General features: G+C 68.5%; 14 protein-coding genes. 9 read left to right on the forward strand and 5 right to left on the reverse strand.

All coding sequences use genetic code 11. The annotated features are described in order from the left end of the window. The first annotated feature begins 89 nt into the window (after window positions 1–89). From ndk to der, 9 genes are all read left to right on the forward strand, one after another. On the forward strand, window positions 90–521 hold the full coding sequence (gene ndk, locus C8D93_RS14730; protein WP_110265972.1) for a nucleoside-diphosphate kinase: 432 nt from the start codon (window positions 90–92) through the stop codon (window positions 519–521). 124 nt (window positions 522–645) lie between these two features. Next, window positions 646–1,785, forward strand: a complete 1,140-nt coding sequence (gene rlmN, locus C8D93_RS14735; protein WP_366515937.1) for a dual-specificity RNA methyltransferase RlmN — start codon at window positions 646–648, stop codon at window positions 1,783–1,785. After that, entirely contained in the window at window positions 1,785–2,519 is a 735-nt protein-coding gene (pilW, locus tag C8D93_RS14740; protein WP_110265973.1) for a type IV pilus biogenesis/stability protein PilW, read from the forward strand. Before rlmN ends, pilW begins: the two co-directional genes overlap by 1 nt. Further along, entirely contained in the window at window positions 2,516–3,361 is an 846-nt protein-coding gene (locus C8D93_RS14745; protein ID WP_110265974.1) for a helix-turn-helix domain-containing protein, read from the forward strand. Before pilW ends, C8D93_RS14745 begins: the two co-directional genes overlap by 4 nt. 25 nt (window positions 3,362–3,386) lie before the next feature. Further along, complete coding sequence (gene ispG / locus C8D93_RS14750; RefSeq protein WP_110266022.1) at window positions 3,387–4,499, forward strand: flavodoxin-dependent (E)-4-hydroxy-3-methylbut-2-enyl-diphosphate synthase; 1,113 nt, start codon at window positions 3,387–3,389, stop codon at window positions 4,497–4,499. 3 nt (window positions 4,500–4,502) lie between these two features. Next, window positions 4,503–5,795 (forward strand): histidine--tRNA ligase, encoded by a 1,293-nt coding sequence (gene hisS, locus C8D93_RS14755; protein WP_110265975.1) that lies wholly within the window; start codon window positions 4,503–4,505, stop codon window positions 5,793–5,795. 19 nt (window positions 5,796–5,814) lie between these two features. After that, window positions 5,815–6,456, forward strand: a complete 642-nt coding sequence (locus tag C8D93_RS14760; RefSeq protein WP_110265976.1) for a YfgM family protein — start codon at window positions 5,815–5,817, stop codon at window positions 6,454–6,456. Beyond that, a complete protein-coding gene (bamB, locus tag C8D93_RS14765) occupies window positions 6,453–7,589 on the forward strand; it encodes an outer membrane protein assembly factor BamB (protein WP_245903918.1) in 1,137 nt (378 codons plus the stop codon). Before C8D93_RS14760 ends, bamB begins: the two co-directional genes overlap by 4 nt. An 84-nt stretch (window positions 7,590–7,673) precedes the next feature. Further along, on the forward strand, window positions 7,674–9,077 hold the full coding sequence (gene der, locus C8D93_RS14770) for a ribosome biogenesis GTPase Der (RefSeq protein ID WP_110265978.1): 1,404 nt from the start codon (window positions 7,674–7,676) through the stop codon (window positions 9,075–9,077). Window positions 9,078–9,171: 94 nt separating this feature from the next. Here the strand turns inward: der and C8D93_RS14775 are convergent, their stop codons facing one another. The 5 genes from C8D93_RS14775 to C8D93_RS14795 form a co-directional block, all read right to left on the reverse strand. Then, window positions 9,172–10,941, reverse strand: a complete 1,770-nt coding sequence (locus C8D93_RS14775; RefSeq protein WP_110265979.1) for an SLC13 family permease — start codon at window positions 10,939–10,941, stop codon at window positions 9,172–9,174. A 136-nt stretch (window positions 10,942–11,077) separates the two neighbouring features. Next, window positions 11,078–12,337 (reverse strand): MFS transporter, encoded by a 1,260-nt coding sequence (locus tag C8D93_RS14780; protein ID WP_110265980.1) that lies wholly within the window; start codon window positions 12,335–12,337, stop codon window positions 11,078–11,080. A gap of 6 nt (window positions 12,338–12,343) precedes the next feature. Continuing rightward, a complete protein-coding gene (locus C8D93_RS14785) occupies window positions 12,344–13,003 on the reverse strand; it encodes a DUF502 domain-containing protein (protein ID WP_110265981.1) in 660 nt (219 codons plus the stop codon). Beyond that, window positions 13,000–13,626, reverse strand: a complete 627-nt coding sequence (locus C8D93_RS14790; protein ID WP_110265982.1) for a fumarylacetoacetate hydrolase family protein — start codon at window positions 13,624–13,626, stop codon at window positions 13,000–13,002. The genes C8D93_RS14785 and C8D93_RS14790 overlap by 4 nt, the downstream gene beginning before the upstream one ends. A gap of 154 nt (window positions 13,627–13,780) precedes the next feature. Continuing rightward, the gene (locus C8D93_RS14795) at window positions 13,781–15,433 is read right to left on the reverse strand and encodes a phosphoenolpyruvate carboxykinase (ATP) (protein WP_110265983.1); all 1,653 of its coding nucleotides are present in this window, start codon (window positions 15,431–15,433) and stop codon (window positions 13,781–13,783) included. Between the last annotated feature and the right edge of the window lie 109 nt (window positions 15,434–15,542).

Genomic DNA, 15,542 nt, shown 5'->3' on the forward strand with positions numbered 1-15,542 from the left:
CAGCGGCCGCTATAATCCACTGATTTCATTAGGCCTGCCGGGAATGCCGGCCGGCCCCATTTTCTTTTGCTTTTGAAGGAGTTTGCTCAGTGTCGGTCGAACGTACCCTTTCCATCCTCAAGCCGGACGTGGTCGCCAACAATGCCATCGGCGGCGTGATTTCCTATATCGAGAAGGCCGGCCTGAAGATCGTCGCCGCGCGCATGCAGCACCTGACGCAGCGCGAAGCGGAGGGATTCTACGCGGTGCACAAGGAGCGTCCGTTCTTCGGCGACCTGGTCAAGTTCATGACCAGCGGTCCGGTGGTCGTGATGGCGCTGGAAGGCGAGAACGCCGTGGCCAGGTATCGCGAGATCATGGGCGCCACCGATCCGAAGAAGGCGGCGCCGGGTACGATCCGCGCCGATTTCGCCTCGTCGATCGACGAGAACGCCTGCCATGGTTCGGACAGCCTCGAGAACGCGGCGATCGAGATCGCCTACTTCTTCCGCGCCACCGAACTCTGCCCGCGGACGCGCTGACGCGCGCCGCTTTTCGATCCGTTGCAGGTGATGCGTGACCGATAAGGGCATCGACAGTGAAGACCGTGCGGCGGCCCTTGCGGCCGCCGTCGAGTCTGCGCGCCCGCAGGATCGGCCCTCGCCGGTGACCAATCTGTTCGGTCTCGACCGCGCGCAGCTGCGCGCGGCCTTCGCGGCCATGGGCGAGAAGCCGTATCGTGCCGACCAGGTCATGCAGTGGATCTACCGCCGCGGGCAGGATGGCTTCGACGGCATGTCGAACCTGTCGAAGGACTTGCGCGCACGGCTCGCCCGTCATTTTGAGATCCGCACGCCCGAGCTGGTGACCGAGCAGGTCTCGACCGACGGCACGCGCAAGTGGGTGTTGCGCCTCGACGGCGGCAACGCGATCGAAACGGTCTACATCCCCGAGGAAGGTCGCGCGACGCTGTGCATCAGTTCGCAGGTCGGCTGCGCGATGGACTGCTCGTTCTGCTCGACCGCCCAGCAGGGCTTCAACCGCAACCTGACGACGGCCGAGATCATCGCCCAGGTCTGGTTCGCGGCGCGCACGCTCGGCGGCGACTTTCACGGCCAGCACTGGAAGGACCGCGACCAGCCCGAGGACGAACGCGGCGGCCGGGTCATCTCCAATATCGTCTTCATGGGCATGGGCGAACCGCTGGCGAACTACAACGCGGTGCTGCCGGCGATCCGCATCCTGCTCGATGACTTCGGTTTCGGCCTGTCCAAGCGGCGCGTGACCGTGTCGACCTCCGGGCTGGTGCCGTACATGGACCGGCTGCGCGAGGATGTCGACACCGCCCTCGCGGTCTCGCTGCACGCACCCGACGACGCCTTGCGCGACGAGATCGTCCCGATCAACCGCAAGTACCCGATCGCCGAGCTGCTCGACGCCTGCCGCCGCTACACCGCCGGCAAGGACCGCAAGACGCACATCGTCTACGAGTACGTGATGCTCGACGGCATCAACGACCGGCCCGAGCATGCGCGCAAGCTCGCCAAGCTGCTCGCCGGCATGCCGGCCAAGGTCAATTTGATTCCGTTCAATCCGTTTCCGCAGACCCGCTACCGACGCTCGTCGCCGGAGGCGATCCAGGCCTTCGCCAAGATCCTGCGCGACAAGCACATCCTGACGACGACGCGAAAGACGCGCGGCGACGACATCGATGCGGCCTGCGGCCAGCTCGTCGGCAAGGTGATGTCCCGGCAGAAGAACCGCCTGGGCACCCGGATCGGCGACGTTCCGGTGACCACCGCGTGATGCGCGGTATCGTCCTGATCCTGTCCGTGACCCTGCTCGCCGCCTGCGGCAGCACGATGACGCGTGCGGAGAAACAGGATGCGGCGCGCATCAACGCGCAGCTCGGCTTGAGCTACGCGCAGCGCGGCCAGTTCGCCGCGGCGCTCGACAAGCTCAAGCGCGCCCTGAGCCAGGACGACGAACTCGCACCCGCGCATGCCGGCATTGCCTACGTTTACCAGAACCTCGACGATCCGCAGCGCGCGGAGATCCACTACCGCAAGGCGCTGGGCTTCAGTCCCGACGATCCCGCGCTGAAGAACAACTTCGGCGTGTTCCTCTGCAGCCGCAACCGCAGCTACGAGGCCGAGCCGTACTTTCTCGAAGCGGCGAAGGATGCCCGCTACGCGACGCCGGCAGCGGCGCTGACCAACGCCGGCCGCTGCATGCTGGGCGTCAATGCCGAGCGTGCGGAGCGACACCTGCGCAGGGCTTTGCAGATCGACCCGGCCTATCGCGATGCGCTGGGACAGATGGCGCGACTGAGTTTCGACCAGGGCGACTACCTGCGCACGCGTGCATTCCTGCAGCGCTACGATCTGTCGACCGGCGCCACGCCGGAACTGCTGTTCATCGCGGCGCGTGCCGAGGCCGCCCTTGGCGACGTCGCCGCATCCAATGCCCTCGAGCAACGCCTGCTGCTCGAATTCCCCGAGTCCGAACAAGCCGTACAGCTGACGCCCGATCCGTCATGACCAACGAAACCCCGGATCTGCCCCCGGAACCGGCGCCCGCGCCGCCGCCCCCCGCAAGCCCCGGTACGATGATCCGCGAGGCGCGCGAGCAGGCGCGACTCTCGATCGACGACATGGCCGCGCACACCAAGCTGGCGCGACCGACGCTGGAGGCGCTGGAGCGCGACGACTACCAGTCGCTGCTCGAACCGGTGTACGTGCGCGGCTACTACCGCAAGTGCGCCAAGGTGCTCGAGATGGACGAGGAGCGCCTGATCGCCGCCTACAACGCCCGCGTGGCGCCGCGTACGCCGGAGGCACCGGCGAAACTGCGTCTGGCGTCCGGCACCGAACTCGGGTCGACGAGCCGGTTGCCGGTGTCGATGGCGGTGCTTGCCGCAGTCGTCGCGGTGATCGTCTGCGCCTTCATCTGGTTCGCGCGCGACGATCGTCAGGCCTATCCACCGGCTTCCGCAGTGCTCGAGGAAGTCCCGCTCAGCGCCGTGCAGCCGACGGTCGAGCCTCCCGCGGCCGAGATGGCGACACCGCCCGAACCGCTGGCGACGCCCGACGCGACGCTGGTGCCGGCGCCGACGCCCGAGGTCGCGGCGGCGCCTCCGGGCAGCCTGCGCCTGCGCTTCACGCAGGATTCCTGGGTGCGCATCGACGACGTTGCCGGTCGCGTGCTGCTCAGCGGTCTGCGCACGGCCGGTACCGTCGAGACGATTCAGGGACAGGCACCGCTGAGCGTGTTCCTCGGCAACGCCCCCGGGACCGAGGTCGAGTACGAGGGGCGGGTCGTGAACATCAGCGCTTTCACCCGCGACAACAACACCGCCCGTTTCACGTTGCCGCTGCCCTGAGACCGACGAACGCTCCGCCATGGCGATGACCCACCACCACCAGATTCCGCGGCGCGTCTCGCGCGCGCTGCGCGTCGGCCGGGTGACGGTCGGCGGCGGGGCCCCGGTGGCGGTGCAGACGATGACCAACACCGACACCGAGGACGTGGCCGCGACCGTCGCGCAGATCCGTTCCTGTGTGAAGGCGGGCGCCGACATCGTGCGTGTCTCGGTGCCCACGCTCAAGGCAGCCGAGGCGTTCCGCGAGATCAAGCGCGAGGTCGGCTACGTGCCGCTCGTGGCCGACATCCACTTCAACTACAAGTGCGCGCTGGCCGCTGCCGAGGCCGGCGCCGACTGCCTGCGCATCAACCCGGGCAACATCGGCAGCGACCGCAAAGTCTCGGAGGTCGTCGCCTGCGCGAAGCACCACGGCATTCCGATCCGCATCGGCGTCAACGCCGGCTCCCTGGAGGCGGACCTGCAGGAGAAGTACGGCGAACCCAACGCCGACGCCCTGGTCGAATCCGCGTTGCGGCACATCGAGATCCTCAAGCGGCACAGCTTCGAGGACTTCAAGGTTTCGCTCAAGGCCAGCGAGATCTTCATGACCGTGTTCGCGTATCGCAAGCTCGCGGCGCTGATCGACCAGCCGCTGCATCTGGGCATCACCGAGGCCGGCGGCGCGCGCGCCGGTGCGGTAAAGTCAGCCGCGGGGCTGGGCATGCTGCTGGCCGAAGGCATCGGCGACACCATCCGCATCTCGCTGGCCGCGGATCCGGTCGAGGAGGTCAAGGTCGGCTGGGACCTGCTCAAGTGCCTGCACCTGCGCAACCGCGGCATCAACCTGGTGGCCTGTCCGTCGTGCTCGCGCCAGAACTTCGACGTGATCAAGGCCGTGACCGAACTCGAATCGCGCTTCGACGAGATCGACGAACCGCTCGACGTCGCCGTGATCGGCTGCGTGGTCAACGGTCCGGGCGAGGCGCGCGAGGCGGCGATCGGCGTCGCCGGCGGCTATCCGAACTCGATCTTCGTCGACGGCAAGATCGCGCACAAGGCGCACAACGACGAGTTGGTGGACCTGCTGGAAAAGCTCGTACGCGAGAAGATCGCCGCGCGCAGGACGGCGCGTGCGGCCGAGCCGACGGGCGCCTGATTCATGGCCAAGCGCTTCCAGTCCGTTCGCGGATTCAACGACGTGCTGCCGCCGGATACTGCGCTGTGGCAGCAGCTGCACGCCGTCGCCGCACGCAGCTTCGCGGCCTACGGCTACGGCGAGATCCGCCTGCCGCTGCTCGAGCACACCAGCCTGTTCGCGCGGTCCATCGGCGAGGTCACCGACATCGTCGAAAAGGAGATGTTCAGTTTCCAGGACCGTGAGGGCGACAGCCTGACGCTGCGGCCGGAAGGAACGGCGAGCTGCGTGCGCGCCGGACTCGAGCATGGCCTGCTGCACAACCAGCAGCAGCGGCTGTGGTACGCCGGGCCGATGTTCCGGCACGAGCGGCCGCAGGCCGGTCGCTATCGCCAGTTCCATCAGCTCGGTGCGGAGGCCTACGGCATGGCCGGGCCGGACATCGACCTGGAGATCATCGCGCTGTCGGCGCGGCTGCTGCGCGGCCTGGGCATCGGCGGCGTCCGGCTGGAGCTGAACTCGCTGGGAACGGCAGAGACGCGCGAGCGTTACCGCGCTGCGCTGGTCGCCTTCCTCGAGCGCCATGCCGATGCGCTCGACGCCGAGTCGCAGCGGCGCCTGCACCGCAATCCACTGCGGGTGCTCGATTCCAAGTCGCCGCAGACGCAGGACGTGTTGCGCGAGGCACCGACCATCGTCGATGCGCTCGACGCCGACTCGCGAGCCCACTTCGAGGCCCTGCAGCAGGGGCTGGCGGACCTGGGGATCGCGTTCACGGTGAACCCGCGACTGGTGCGCGGGCTCGACTACTACAGCCGCACCGTCTTCGAGTGGATCACCGATCAGCTCGGTGCCCAGGGGACGGTGCTCGCCGGCGGTCGCTACGACGGCCTCGTCGAGCAACTGGGCGGTTCGCCGACGCCCGCCGTCGGCTGGGCCTGCGGTGTCGAACGCCTGATCCTGCTGATGAAGTCGCAGGGCGGCGTCACGCCGGAGTCCGGCGCACACGTCTACCTGTGCGCGCTCGGCGACGAGGCCGGGCGTGCCGCGCGCAGGCTCGCCGAACAGTGGCGCGACACCTGGCCGCAGCTGCGCCTGATCGTCAACGCCGGCGGCGGCAAGCTGGCCGCGCAGCTCAAGCGCGCCGATCGCAGCGGTGCGCAGCTGGCGCTGATTCTCGGCGAGGCCGAACTTGCGGACCGCAGCATTCAAGTAAAATCCCTGCGCGCCGACGCTTCCGGCGCCGCATCCCCACCACAGCAGACCCTGGCCTGGGCGGAACTGCCCGCGCGCCTCGGCGGTCTGCTCGAGTCATAGAAACAGGAACTGAGCTGCCGTGGCTACACATTACGACGACGAAGATCAGGCCGAGCGCCTCAAGCAGTGGTGGAAGGAGAACTGGATGGCGCTGGCCGGCGGCCTGATCATCGGCCTGGCCGCGATCTTCGGCTGGGAGGGCTGGAAGTCCCACCAGGATGCCCGCGGCGCCAGCGCCTCGCGCATGTACGAGGAACTCAAGCTTGCCCTCGACGCGCAGCGCATCGACGATGCGCGCCGCATCGGCGAGGCCCTGGCGGACGAGCACGCGCGCAGCCCGTACGCGTCCACCGCCATGCTGTTTCTCGCCGCGCAGGCGGTCGAGGCCGGCGACTTCGCCGATGCCCGCACGCGTCTGTCCTGGGTGCGCGAACACGGCTACGACGAGGGCGTGCGTCATATCGCCACGCTGCGTGAGGCGCGCGTCGCCTGGCAGCAGGGCGAAACCGACGCGGCGCTCGCGCTGCTCTCGACCTCGGGCGGTCCGTTCCAGGCGCAGTTCGACGAGCTGCGCGGCGACATCGCGCTGGCCGCGGGCGACCGCGGCACGGCGCGCGGCGCCTACGAGAAGGCGTTGGCCGGCGCGCCCGAAGACATTCCCGGTCTTCGCGACAGCCTGCAGCGCAAGCTGGACGATCTGACCGCGGTGGCGCAGTCGTGACCCGCCGTATCGTCTGCGCGCTGATGCTGGCCGCACTGGCCGGCTGTTCGAGCGATGGCAAGGTCCGCGAGCCGGCGGAGCTGCAGGACATCGTCAACCCGAAGATCAAGCCGAAGACGGTGTGGACGGCGCGCGCAGGTGTCGGCAGCGACGACTATCACAGCGCACTGATCCCGGCCGTCGAGACCGATGCGGTGTTCGTCGCCGACGTGCGCGGCCGCGTCTACGCCTACGACCCGCGTGACGGCTCGCGCATCTGGCAGACACAGACCGATGCGCGCGTGATCTCGGGGCCGACCGTCTCGGGCAACGCGATCTTCCTCGGCACGATGGACGGCGAGGTGATCGCGCTCAAGCGCGCCGACGGCGCGCAGTACTGGCGCGCGCAGATTTCGAGCGAGGCGCTGGCGCCGCCGGTCAGCGACGGCACGCGCGTCATCGCGCGCGGCGGCGACGGGCTGGTGCAGGCGCTGTCGGCCGTCAGCGGCACGCGCAGCTGGGTCTTCGACCGCAGCGTGCCCAACCTCACCCTGCGCGGGCTCGGCAAGCCGGTGATCGACGGCGCGCTGGCGTACATCGGCATGGACAACGGCCGCGTCGCCGCACTGCGCATGCTCGACGGCCAGCCGCTGTGGGAGCAGCTGGTGACCGCCCCCGCAGGGCGCAACGAGCTCGAACGGCTCAACGACGTCGACGGCAATCTGCTGCTCGACGACGGCGATCTGTTCGTCGCCAGCTTCGGCGGCGAGGTCGTGCGCATCGACGCCGACAGCGGACAGATCCTGTGGCGGCGCGAACTCAAGAGTTACACCGGTCTGGTGCGCGTCGGCGAGCTGGTCGTTGTCTCCGACGAGGCCGGCGTCGTCTGGGGCCTCGATGCCGGCACCGGCGCCGCCGCGTGGCGCAACGAGGACATGAAGTACCGTCGCCTGTCGCCGGCGCAGGCCTTCGCCGGCCACGTGGTCGTCGGTGATTTCGAGGGCTATCTGCACTGGCTGGATCCGCGCGACGGCCGACTGGTTGCGCGCAGCCGGGCGGGCGGCGATCCGATCCGGGCACGCCCCGCGGTCGGCGAGAACCTGCTCTACGTCTACAACCAGCCGGGACGCCTGAGCGCGATCCGCGTCGACTGACCACCCGCTGCGCGGGACGCAAGGACGAGGCGGGCCGGTCGGCCCGCCTTTTTCGTCGGCGCGGCTTCGCGGAGAATGGCCCCCATGCAAGCCGCCAAGCTGCCCCTGCTCGTGCTCGTCGGCCGACCGAACGTCGGCAAGTCGACGCTGTTCAACCGGCTGACCGACACCCGCGACGCCCTAGTCGCCGACCTGCCGGGCCTGACCCGCGACCGTCAGTACGGCAGCGCCCGCTTCGAGAACCGGCGGTTCATGGTGGTCGATACCGGCGGCCTGATGCCGGAATCGCGCGATCCGCTGGCGGTGCTGGCCGAGGATCAGGCGCGCATGGCGCTCGAAGAGGCCGACCGCATCCTCTTCGTCGTCGATGCGCAGGCCGGGTTGACGCCCTCGGATGCCGCGATCGCACGCGAACTGCGCAAGCGTGGCCAGGAGCTGACGCTGGTCGTCAACAAGGCCGAGGGCCGCGACCGCGACACGGCATCGGCGGACTTTCACGCGCTGGGCCTGGGTGAGCCGATCGCGATCTCGGCGGAGAAAGGGCAGGGCGTGCCGGCGCTGCTGCGGCGCGTGCTCGACGGGCTGCCCGTGGTCGAGGACGACGAGCTTCCCGACGAGGATGGCACGGTGCGCGTGGCCATCGTCGGTCGGCCGAACGTCGGCAAGTCGACGCTGGTCAACCGCCTGCTCGGCGAAGACCGCCTGCTCGCCGCGGACGTGCCGGGCACGACGCGTGACGCGATCAGCGTCGACTTCGACTACGACGGCCGGCCGTACCGGCTGATCGACACCGCCGGCGTGCGCCGTCGCGCGCGTGTCTGGGAAGGCGTGGAGAAGATCTCGATCGTCAAGACGCTGCAGGCGATCGAGCAGGCGCACGTCGTCGTTGCCGTCGTCGACGCCCGGGCCGACATCGGCGAGCAGGATGCGCGCCTGATGGGGCTGATCGCCCAGCGCGGCCGTGCCATGGTGCTGGCGGTCAACAAGTGGGACGGCCTCGCCGGCGACGTGCGCGAGCAGGTGCGTTACCAGGTCAGTCTGAAGCTGCCGTTTCTGGACTACGCGCCGACGGCCTTCATCTCGGCGCGTCACGGCTCCGGGCTCGGCGAGCTGATGGACTTCGTTCAGCAGGCCTACGAATCGACGATGCGCGAGCTGTCGACCGGCGAGGTCACGCGGGTGCTCGAGCAGGCCGTCGAATCCCATCAGCCGCCGGCCGTGCTCGGCCGTCGCATCAAGCTGCGCTACGCGCACCAGGGCGGGCGCAATCCGCCGCGCATCGTCGTCCACGGCAACCAGACCGAGAAGCTGCCGGCCGCCTACAAGCGCTACCTGGCCAACCGCTTCCGCGATGCCTTCAAGCTCGTCGGCGTGCCGCTGCTGCTGAGCTTCAAGACCGGCGACAACCCGTACAAGGGGAAGAAGAACGTCCTGTCCGCGCGCCAGATCAAGAAGAAGCGCCGGCTGATGTCGCACGTCAAGCGCTGATCCCTATGGGTCGCAGCCCTCACCCACCGCTCGCTCTGCGATCGGTTCCCCCTCTCCCGGAGGGAGAGGGTAGGTTGGCGTCCCTACGCGACCTTCAGAACGGCCAGACCAGCGGAATCACGCTCACGCTCACCGCGCACATCAGCAGCTGCAGCGGGATGCCCACCTTGAGAAAGTCGGTGAAGCGGTAGCCGCCGGGACCGAAGACCATCAGGTTGGTCTGGTAGCCGAGCGGGGTCGAGAAGCTCGCCGAGGCCGCCATCATCACCGCGAACACGAAAGGCAGCGGGCTGACGCCCAGTGTCTTCGCGGCCGCCATGCAGATCGGGTACATCAGTACCGCCGCGGCGTTGTTGGTGATCATCTCGGTGAGGAGCATGGTCATCAGATAGGCCAGCGCCAGTACGACCCAGGGATTGCTGCCCGGCACGTTGAGCAGCAGGTCGGCGATCGACGCCGCGGCGCCGGTGACTTCTAGGGCCTTGCCCAGGGCGAACGAGCAGGCGATCACCAGCAGCACCTGGGTGTCGATGCTGCGGCGCGCGGCGCTCAGGCTCACGCAGCCCAATGCCAGCGTCGCCGCCGCGCCGAGCAGCGCGGCGGTGATCATCTGCACCCAGCCGGCGGTTGCCGAGACGACGACCGCCGCGAGGATCGCCCAGGCACGCACCGCGCGGTCGAAACGCGGCACCTCGGAGTCGGCGATGTCGCTGACGACCAGAAAGTCCGGCGAATGGCGATGGCGTTCGACCCAGACCGGCCGCGCCTCGAGCAGCAGGGTGTCGGCGGCGCGCAGCACGACCTTGCCGAGGCCGCCGCGCAGGCGCTGGCCGTCGCGGGCGATGGCGACCACTGCCGCGCCGTAGTAGGTGTGGAAGCGGCTTTCCTTGAGCGTCTGGTTGATCAGCGGGCAACGCGGCGAGATCACGACCTCGACCAGCTTGCGCTCCGGGTACTGGCGCGCGATCGCTGCGTCGTCGGCGCCCAGCGGCGCGCGCAGGCCGCGGATGCGCTGCAGTTCGACGATCGCCTCGATGTCGCCCGCGAACACCAGCCGGTCGTCCGCCAGCAGGCGTTCGCTGGAGTTAACGGCCGGGATGATGCGGCTTTCGCGGACGATCTCGACCAGGTACAGACGTCCGAGTTGACGCAGCCCCGCCTCCACGATGGTCTTGTTGACCAGCGGGCCCTCGGGCTCGACCAGCATTTCGACCGTGTACTCGCGCGGGTTCGCGAAGGCGCTCGTGCCGGACTGGCGCTCGGGCAGCAGGCGCCGTCCGATCAGCATCAGATAGGCCATGCCGGCGAGCGCGCTGGGAATACCGACGGCGGCGATGTCGAACATCCCGAGGCCGGGGTGACCGTCGCCGGTCCACAGGCCGTTGACCACGAGGTTGGTCGAGGTGCCGATCAGCGTGCAGGTTCCGCCGAAGATCGCGGCATAGCTCAGCGGCATCAGCAGCTTCGACGCCGCGAGGCCGTTGCGCCGTGCCCAGGTCAGGATCGCCGGCAGGAAGGTCGCGACCACGGGTGTGTTGTTGATGAAGGCCGACAGCGCGACCGTGGGGGCCATCACCCGCATCTGCGCGGTGGCGAGGCGGCGCGGCCGGCCCAGCAGGTAGTGGACGACGAGGTCGATCGCGCCGGTGTCGCGCAGGCCGGCGGCCACCACGTACATCGCCGCGACCGTGATCATGCCCTCGTTGGAGAAGCCGGCGAGCGCCTGCGGCGGCGACAGCACGCCGAGTGTCAGCAGCGTCAGCATCGCGAGCAGCAGCACCAGTTCCGGGGCGAGCTTCTCGCGTATCAGCAGGGCCAGCGTGCCGGCCAGAACGGCCAGCGTGATCCAGGCGTTGAATTCCATAAACGGGTGAGGATGATGAGTCCGGTTCGTCGCGGCCGGGTACGGGCACGATGCCCGGTCACATGGACGCGGCTTCCCCCTGTGCGATGCCGTGCGTCATGCGCGACGGAGGTGACGATAGCAACAATGCACGGACCTAGGCGCCCGGGGCGGGCGCCGGTGCGTGAAGTTCTGAGGTTATGCGCCGTGTCCAGACCTCGCGCAGCCGCGCCGGTCCGGCGCCGCGGTCGATCGCGCCGACCAGCACCAGGCAGCCAGCCGTCGCGACGACGACGCTGACGACGAACAGGGCGCCGTAGCCGGCCGCGTCGGCGAGCAACGCACCGGTGAATGCCGCGGCGCCGTGGATCAGCACCAGCGCACACGACAGCAGCGTGTAGTCGGTGCCGGCGTGCTGCGGGTCGCTGGCGTCCATCATCAGCGTGAACAGCGCCACCACCGCCATGCCGCCGAGCAGGTGCTCGGCGATGCACGCCGCCGCGATCAGCGGCGGCCCGCTGTCGCCGAGGGCGGCCATGGCGTACAGCACGAGGCTGGCGGCCTGCAGCAGGCCGCAGGACAGCAGCGCCGAGCGTCGGCCGAGCCGCCAGGCCATCCAGCCGCCGGCGGCGGCACCGGCCAGCGTCGCCGCCGAGCCGAACGTGCCCTTGATCAGCGCGATCTGCGCCTTCGACAGGCCGCTGTCGTGCATGAACGGGCCGACCAGCGATGCCCCCATCGAATCGCCGAACTTGTACAGGCAGATCAGCCCGATGAATGCGGGGATGCCGGGTTGCCGCAGGCGCGGCCACCATCCCAGAACGAGCGCACGCGGCGGCGGCGACGCGGGGGAGGCAGGCGCCGGTTCGCGCAGAACGAAAACCGGCAATGCCGTCATCGCCAGCAGCACGGCCATGCCCAGGAACATCAGCTGCCAGCCGGATTGCGCGAACACCCACAGCAACAGCCCGCCGCCGAGGATCATGCCGAGCCGGTAGCCCCCGACCTGGATGCCGTTGCCCAGTCCGCGCTCGCGGGCACTGAGCAGGTTCACCGCAAGGCCGTCGGTGACGATGTCCTGGGTCGCCGAGACGAGATTGAACGCGAACAGCGACAACAGCAGCAGCCACAGCGCCGCTCCCAGGTCGACGACCAGGCCGAGCGCCGCTGCACCGGCGACGGCGCCCAGTTGCAGCGCCAGCAGCCAGCGGCGCCGGCTGCCGGTGTGGTCCAGCAGTGGTGCCCAGGCGAACTTGAGGGCCCAGGGTGCGAACAGCAGCGTCGTCGCGCTGATCGCGGTGAGCGAGAAACCCTGCTCGCGCAGCAGCACCGGCAGCGCCTGCGTGAAGAAGCCGTAGGGCAGGCCCTGCGCGAGATACAGGCTCGTCAGCAGCCAGATCTTGTAGGCCAGCGGCATGCGCGCTCAGCCGCGCCGCCCGTTTCCACCCTCTTCGGCGCCGGGCCGCGACAGGCCCGCGGTGATGACGAAGCGCATCGCGTCCTCGAAGCCCATGTCCAGTGGCGTCAGGCAGCGGCGCGGCAGCAGCAGGGTATAGCCGCCGATCTGGTAGCTCATCGGCAGGTAGACCGCGACCTCGTCGTCGTCGCAGGCCAGGCCCACCGACTGCAGGTCCTCGATCGTCACGAAACCGACCAGCCGCATCGGCATGTCGGGCAGCCGCACCATCACCACCTGGCTGAAGCGGCGCTCGCCGTTGCTGCCGAGCATGCCGGTGAGATCGCGCACGGCGCCGTACACGGTCTTCACCAGCGGGATGCGGTTGAGCACGGTCTCGAACCAGTGCAGCAACTGGTTCATGAACACACCCTGCAGGCTCAGGCCGACGAGAAACACCAGCACGACCCCGACCACCAGGCCCATGCCGGGCAGGTACAGGGGGTCGGGCAGCAGCACGTCGAGCATGCCGCCGAACAGCGCTTCGGCCAGCTGGACCAGCCACAGGATCACGGCGATCGTGACCAGGATCGGCAGGATCGCGAGCAGGCCGGTCAGGAACACGCGCGTCAGGCGCGCGAACTGCTGGCGCAGCGGGGCAGCGACGGCGGACGGGATCTCGGTCATGCGCAGCTCCAGGCGAACTCGCCGAGCAGGGGGCTCGACAGCACGATCTCGTCCCCGGGCACCAGTGGCCCGACGCCCTTGGGCGTACCGGTGTACAGCAGATCACCGGGCTCCAGCGCCCAGGTCTGCGAGAGGATGTGGATCTGGCGTGCGACCGGGAACAGCATGTCGCGCGTGTGTCCCTGCTGGCGCAGCTGGCCGTTGACGTGGCAGGTGAAGCGGATGTCCTGCAGGTCCTGTTCGAGGTAGGGCTTCACGGCGCCCATCGGCGCCGAGCCGTCGAAGGCCTTGGCCAGCTCCCAGGGCTTGCCATTGCTCTTGAGCGCCGTCTGCAGGTCGCGCAGCGTCAGGTCGAGGCCCAGCGTCATGCCGGCGACACAGTCGAGCGCCTCGTCCTCGGGAATGTCGCGGCCGCCGCCGGTCAGTTCGATCACCAGCTCGGCCTCGTGGTGCACCGCGCCGCGGTCGCGCGGCAGCACGATGGGCTGACCCTCCTCGACCAGACAGCTGGCGGGTTTCATGAACACCACGCAGTCGCCGTCGGGGCTGTGGCCCAGGTGGGCCAGCTCGGCGACATGCTCGGCGTAGTTCTTGCCGATGCAGAAAATGCGGTTGGCGGGCATGGCACTCGGACGATGTGAACTTCGGGCGATTATCGACCAGCGAAGATGAACCGGTGCCGCATGTCGCACCGTCGGGATTGATACAGGCACACGACGTGCCAGAAACGGCGAAGGCCGCCCGGGGGCGGCCTTCGCATTCCGGCGGACGGTCGGATCAGATGCGCTCTTCGATGCCGAAGTCGGCGAAGCCCTTCTTCTTGAAGTTCTCGCGGAACATGTCGCGCAGCTTCACCGCGGTCGCGTCGTAGGCGTCCTTGTCGGTCCAGGTGTTACGCGGGTTGAGGATGCCGCTGTCGACGCCCGGGCAGGACTTGGGCATCTTCAGCTTGAGGATCGGGTGCAGCTCGGTCTCGACCGTGTCGAGTTCGCCGTTGAGGGCGGCGTTGAGCAGCGCGCGCGTGACCTTGAGGCTCATGCGCTTGCCGACGCCGTGCGGCCCGCCGCTCCAGCCGGTGTTGAGCAGGATGCAGCGCGCCTTGTGCTTCTGCATCTTCTCGGCGAGCAGCTTGGCGTAGACGTTGGGCTTGTGCGCCATGAACGGTCCGCCGAAGCAGGCCGAGAACGTCGGCTGCGGCTCGGTGACGCCGACCTCGGTGCCGGCCACGCGTGCCGTGAAGCCGGAGACGAAGTGATACATCACGTCCTTGGGCTCGAGGATCGAGATCGGCGGCAGCACGCCGAAGGCATCCGCCGTCAGCAGCACGATGGTCTGCGGATGCGGGCCCTGGCCGTTGGGCATGACGTTGGGATTTGCGTCCAGCGGATACGAGAAGCGGGTGTTCTCGGCGATCGAATCGTCGTTCAGGTCGAGCTCGTCCGGATGGCATTCCTCCATCCGCTTGCCCGGCAGCGGCGGCACGTTCTCGATGATCGTGCCGGGCTTGGACAGGGCGGCGGCGATGACCGGCTCGGCCTCCTTGTCGAGGTTGATCAGCTTGGCGTAGCAGCCGTCCTCGAGATTGCACAGGCCGTTGTCGGACCAGATCGTCTCGTCGTCGCCGATCAGGCGGCGCGCGGCATCGGCCGAGAGCGTGGTCTTGCCGGTGCCGGACAGGCCGAACAGGATGGCCGCGTCGTTGTTGGCGCCGACGTTGGCCGAGCAGTGCATCGACAGCCGGCCTTCCTTGGGCAGCAGGTAGTTGCCGACGGTGAAGATGGTCTTCTTGTTGACACCGCAGTAGTCCGCGCGGCCGGCGACGAGGCAGATCTTGTTCTTGGCGTCGATGATCACCGCGGCCTCGGCGCGACACCCGTCGCGCTCGGGCACGCAGACGAAGCTGGGTGCGTTGAGCATCGTCCAGCGGCGCGCGTCGACATCGCGCACGCCCTGCAGATCCTTCGGGAACATGTTGTGCACGAACATCGCGTGCGTCGCGTACTCGCCGACGAAGCGGTAGGGCACTGCGAAGTCGGGGTCGGACCCCATGAAGACGTCCTTGACGTAGAGGGTCGCCTGCTTGTCGTTGAGATGCTGGATCACCCGCTGCAGCAGGCCTTCGTACTGTGCCGGGTCATAGGGGTTCAGATCGGCCTTGAACCAGATCTCGTCGGCCACTTCGGGCCATTTCACCGCGTAGGTGTCCTTGGTGCGGCGCCCGGTGCAGTCCGGGTCGGTGTAGTAGACCAGCGGGCCCTTGACGCCCAGTTTGGTCGGATATGCCTTCTGCTCGTTGCTGGGGCCGTCGCGGCGCACGCGGCCGCGGTCGTTGGCGATGGCTTCGGAAAACAGCGCCTCTTTATCGAGATTGTGCTTGTAAGTAACTGTTTTCAGTCCAAGAAGCTTCTCAAGATCGGCCTGGAAGGTCATTCAAATCCCTCGGAAGTCGGGAGCGACGGTGCAGAAACCGCGCAAAAAAGAGCGCAAATGGTAAGGAGGGGGGGCGGGGGAGGCAAGCGCAGCCGCGCCGCGCCCGGGG

It is taken from the genome of Sinimarinibacterium flocculans (assembly GCF_003201205.1).
Taxonomy (GTDB): domain Bacteria; phylum Pseudomonadota; class Gammaproteobacteria; order Nevskiales; family Nevskiaceae; genus Solimonas; species Solimonas flocculans.

Bases quoted from the DNA above. Each gene is read 5' to 3' on its own strand.
- pilW (WP_110265973.1), top strand. From the start codon at position 1,785: ATGCGCGGTATCGTCCTGATCCTGTCCGTGACCCTGCTCGCCGCCTGC.
- C8D93_RS14745 (WP_110265974.1), top strand. From the start codon at position 2,516: ATGACCAACGAAACCCCGGATCTGCCCCCGGAACCGGCGCCCGCGCCG.
- ispG (WP_110266022.1), top strand. From the start codon at position 3,387: ATGACCCACCACCACCAGATTCCGCGGCGCGTCTCGCGCGCGCTGCGC.
- hisS (WP_110265975.1), top strand. From the start codon at position 4,503: ATGGCCAAGCGCTTCCAGTCCGTTCGCGGATTCAACGACGTGCTGCCG.
- der (WP_110265978.1), top strand. From the start codon at position 7,674: ATGCAAGCCGCCAAGCTGCCCCTGCTCGTGCTCGTCGGCCGACCGAAC.
- C8D93_RS14775 (WP_110265979.1), bottom strand. From the start codon at position 10,941: ATGGAATTCAACGCCTGGATCACGCTGGCCGTTCTGGCCGGCACGCTG.
- C8D93_RS14780 (WP_110265980.1), bottom strand. From the start codon at position 12,337: ATGCCGCTGGCCTACAAGATCTGGCTGCTGACGAGCCTGTATCTCGCG.
- C8D93_RS14785 (WP_110265981.1), bottom strand. From the start codon at position 13,003: ATGACCGAGATCCCGTCCGCCGTCGCTGCCCCGCTGCGCCAGCAGTTC.
- C8D93_RS14790 (WP_110265982.1), bottom strand. From the start codon at position 13,626: ATGCCCGCCAACCGCATTTTCTGCATCGGCAAGAACTACGCCGAGCAT.
- C8D93_RS14795 (WP_110265983.1), bottom strand. From the start codon at position 15,433: ATGACCTTCCAGGCCGATCTTGAGAAGCTTCTTGGACTGAAAACAGTT.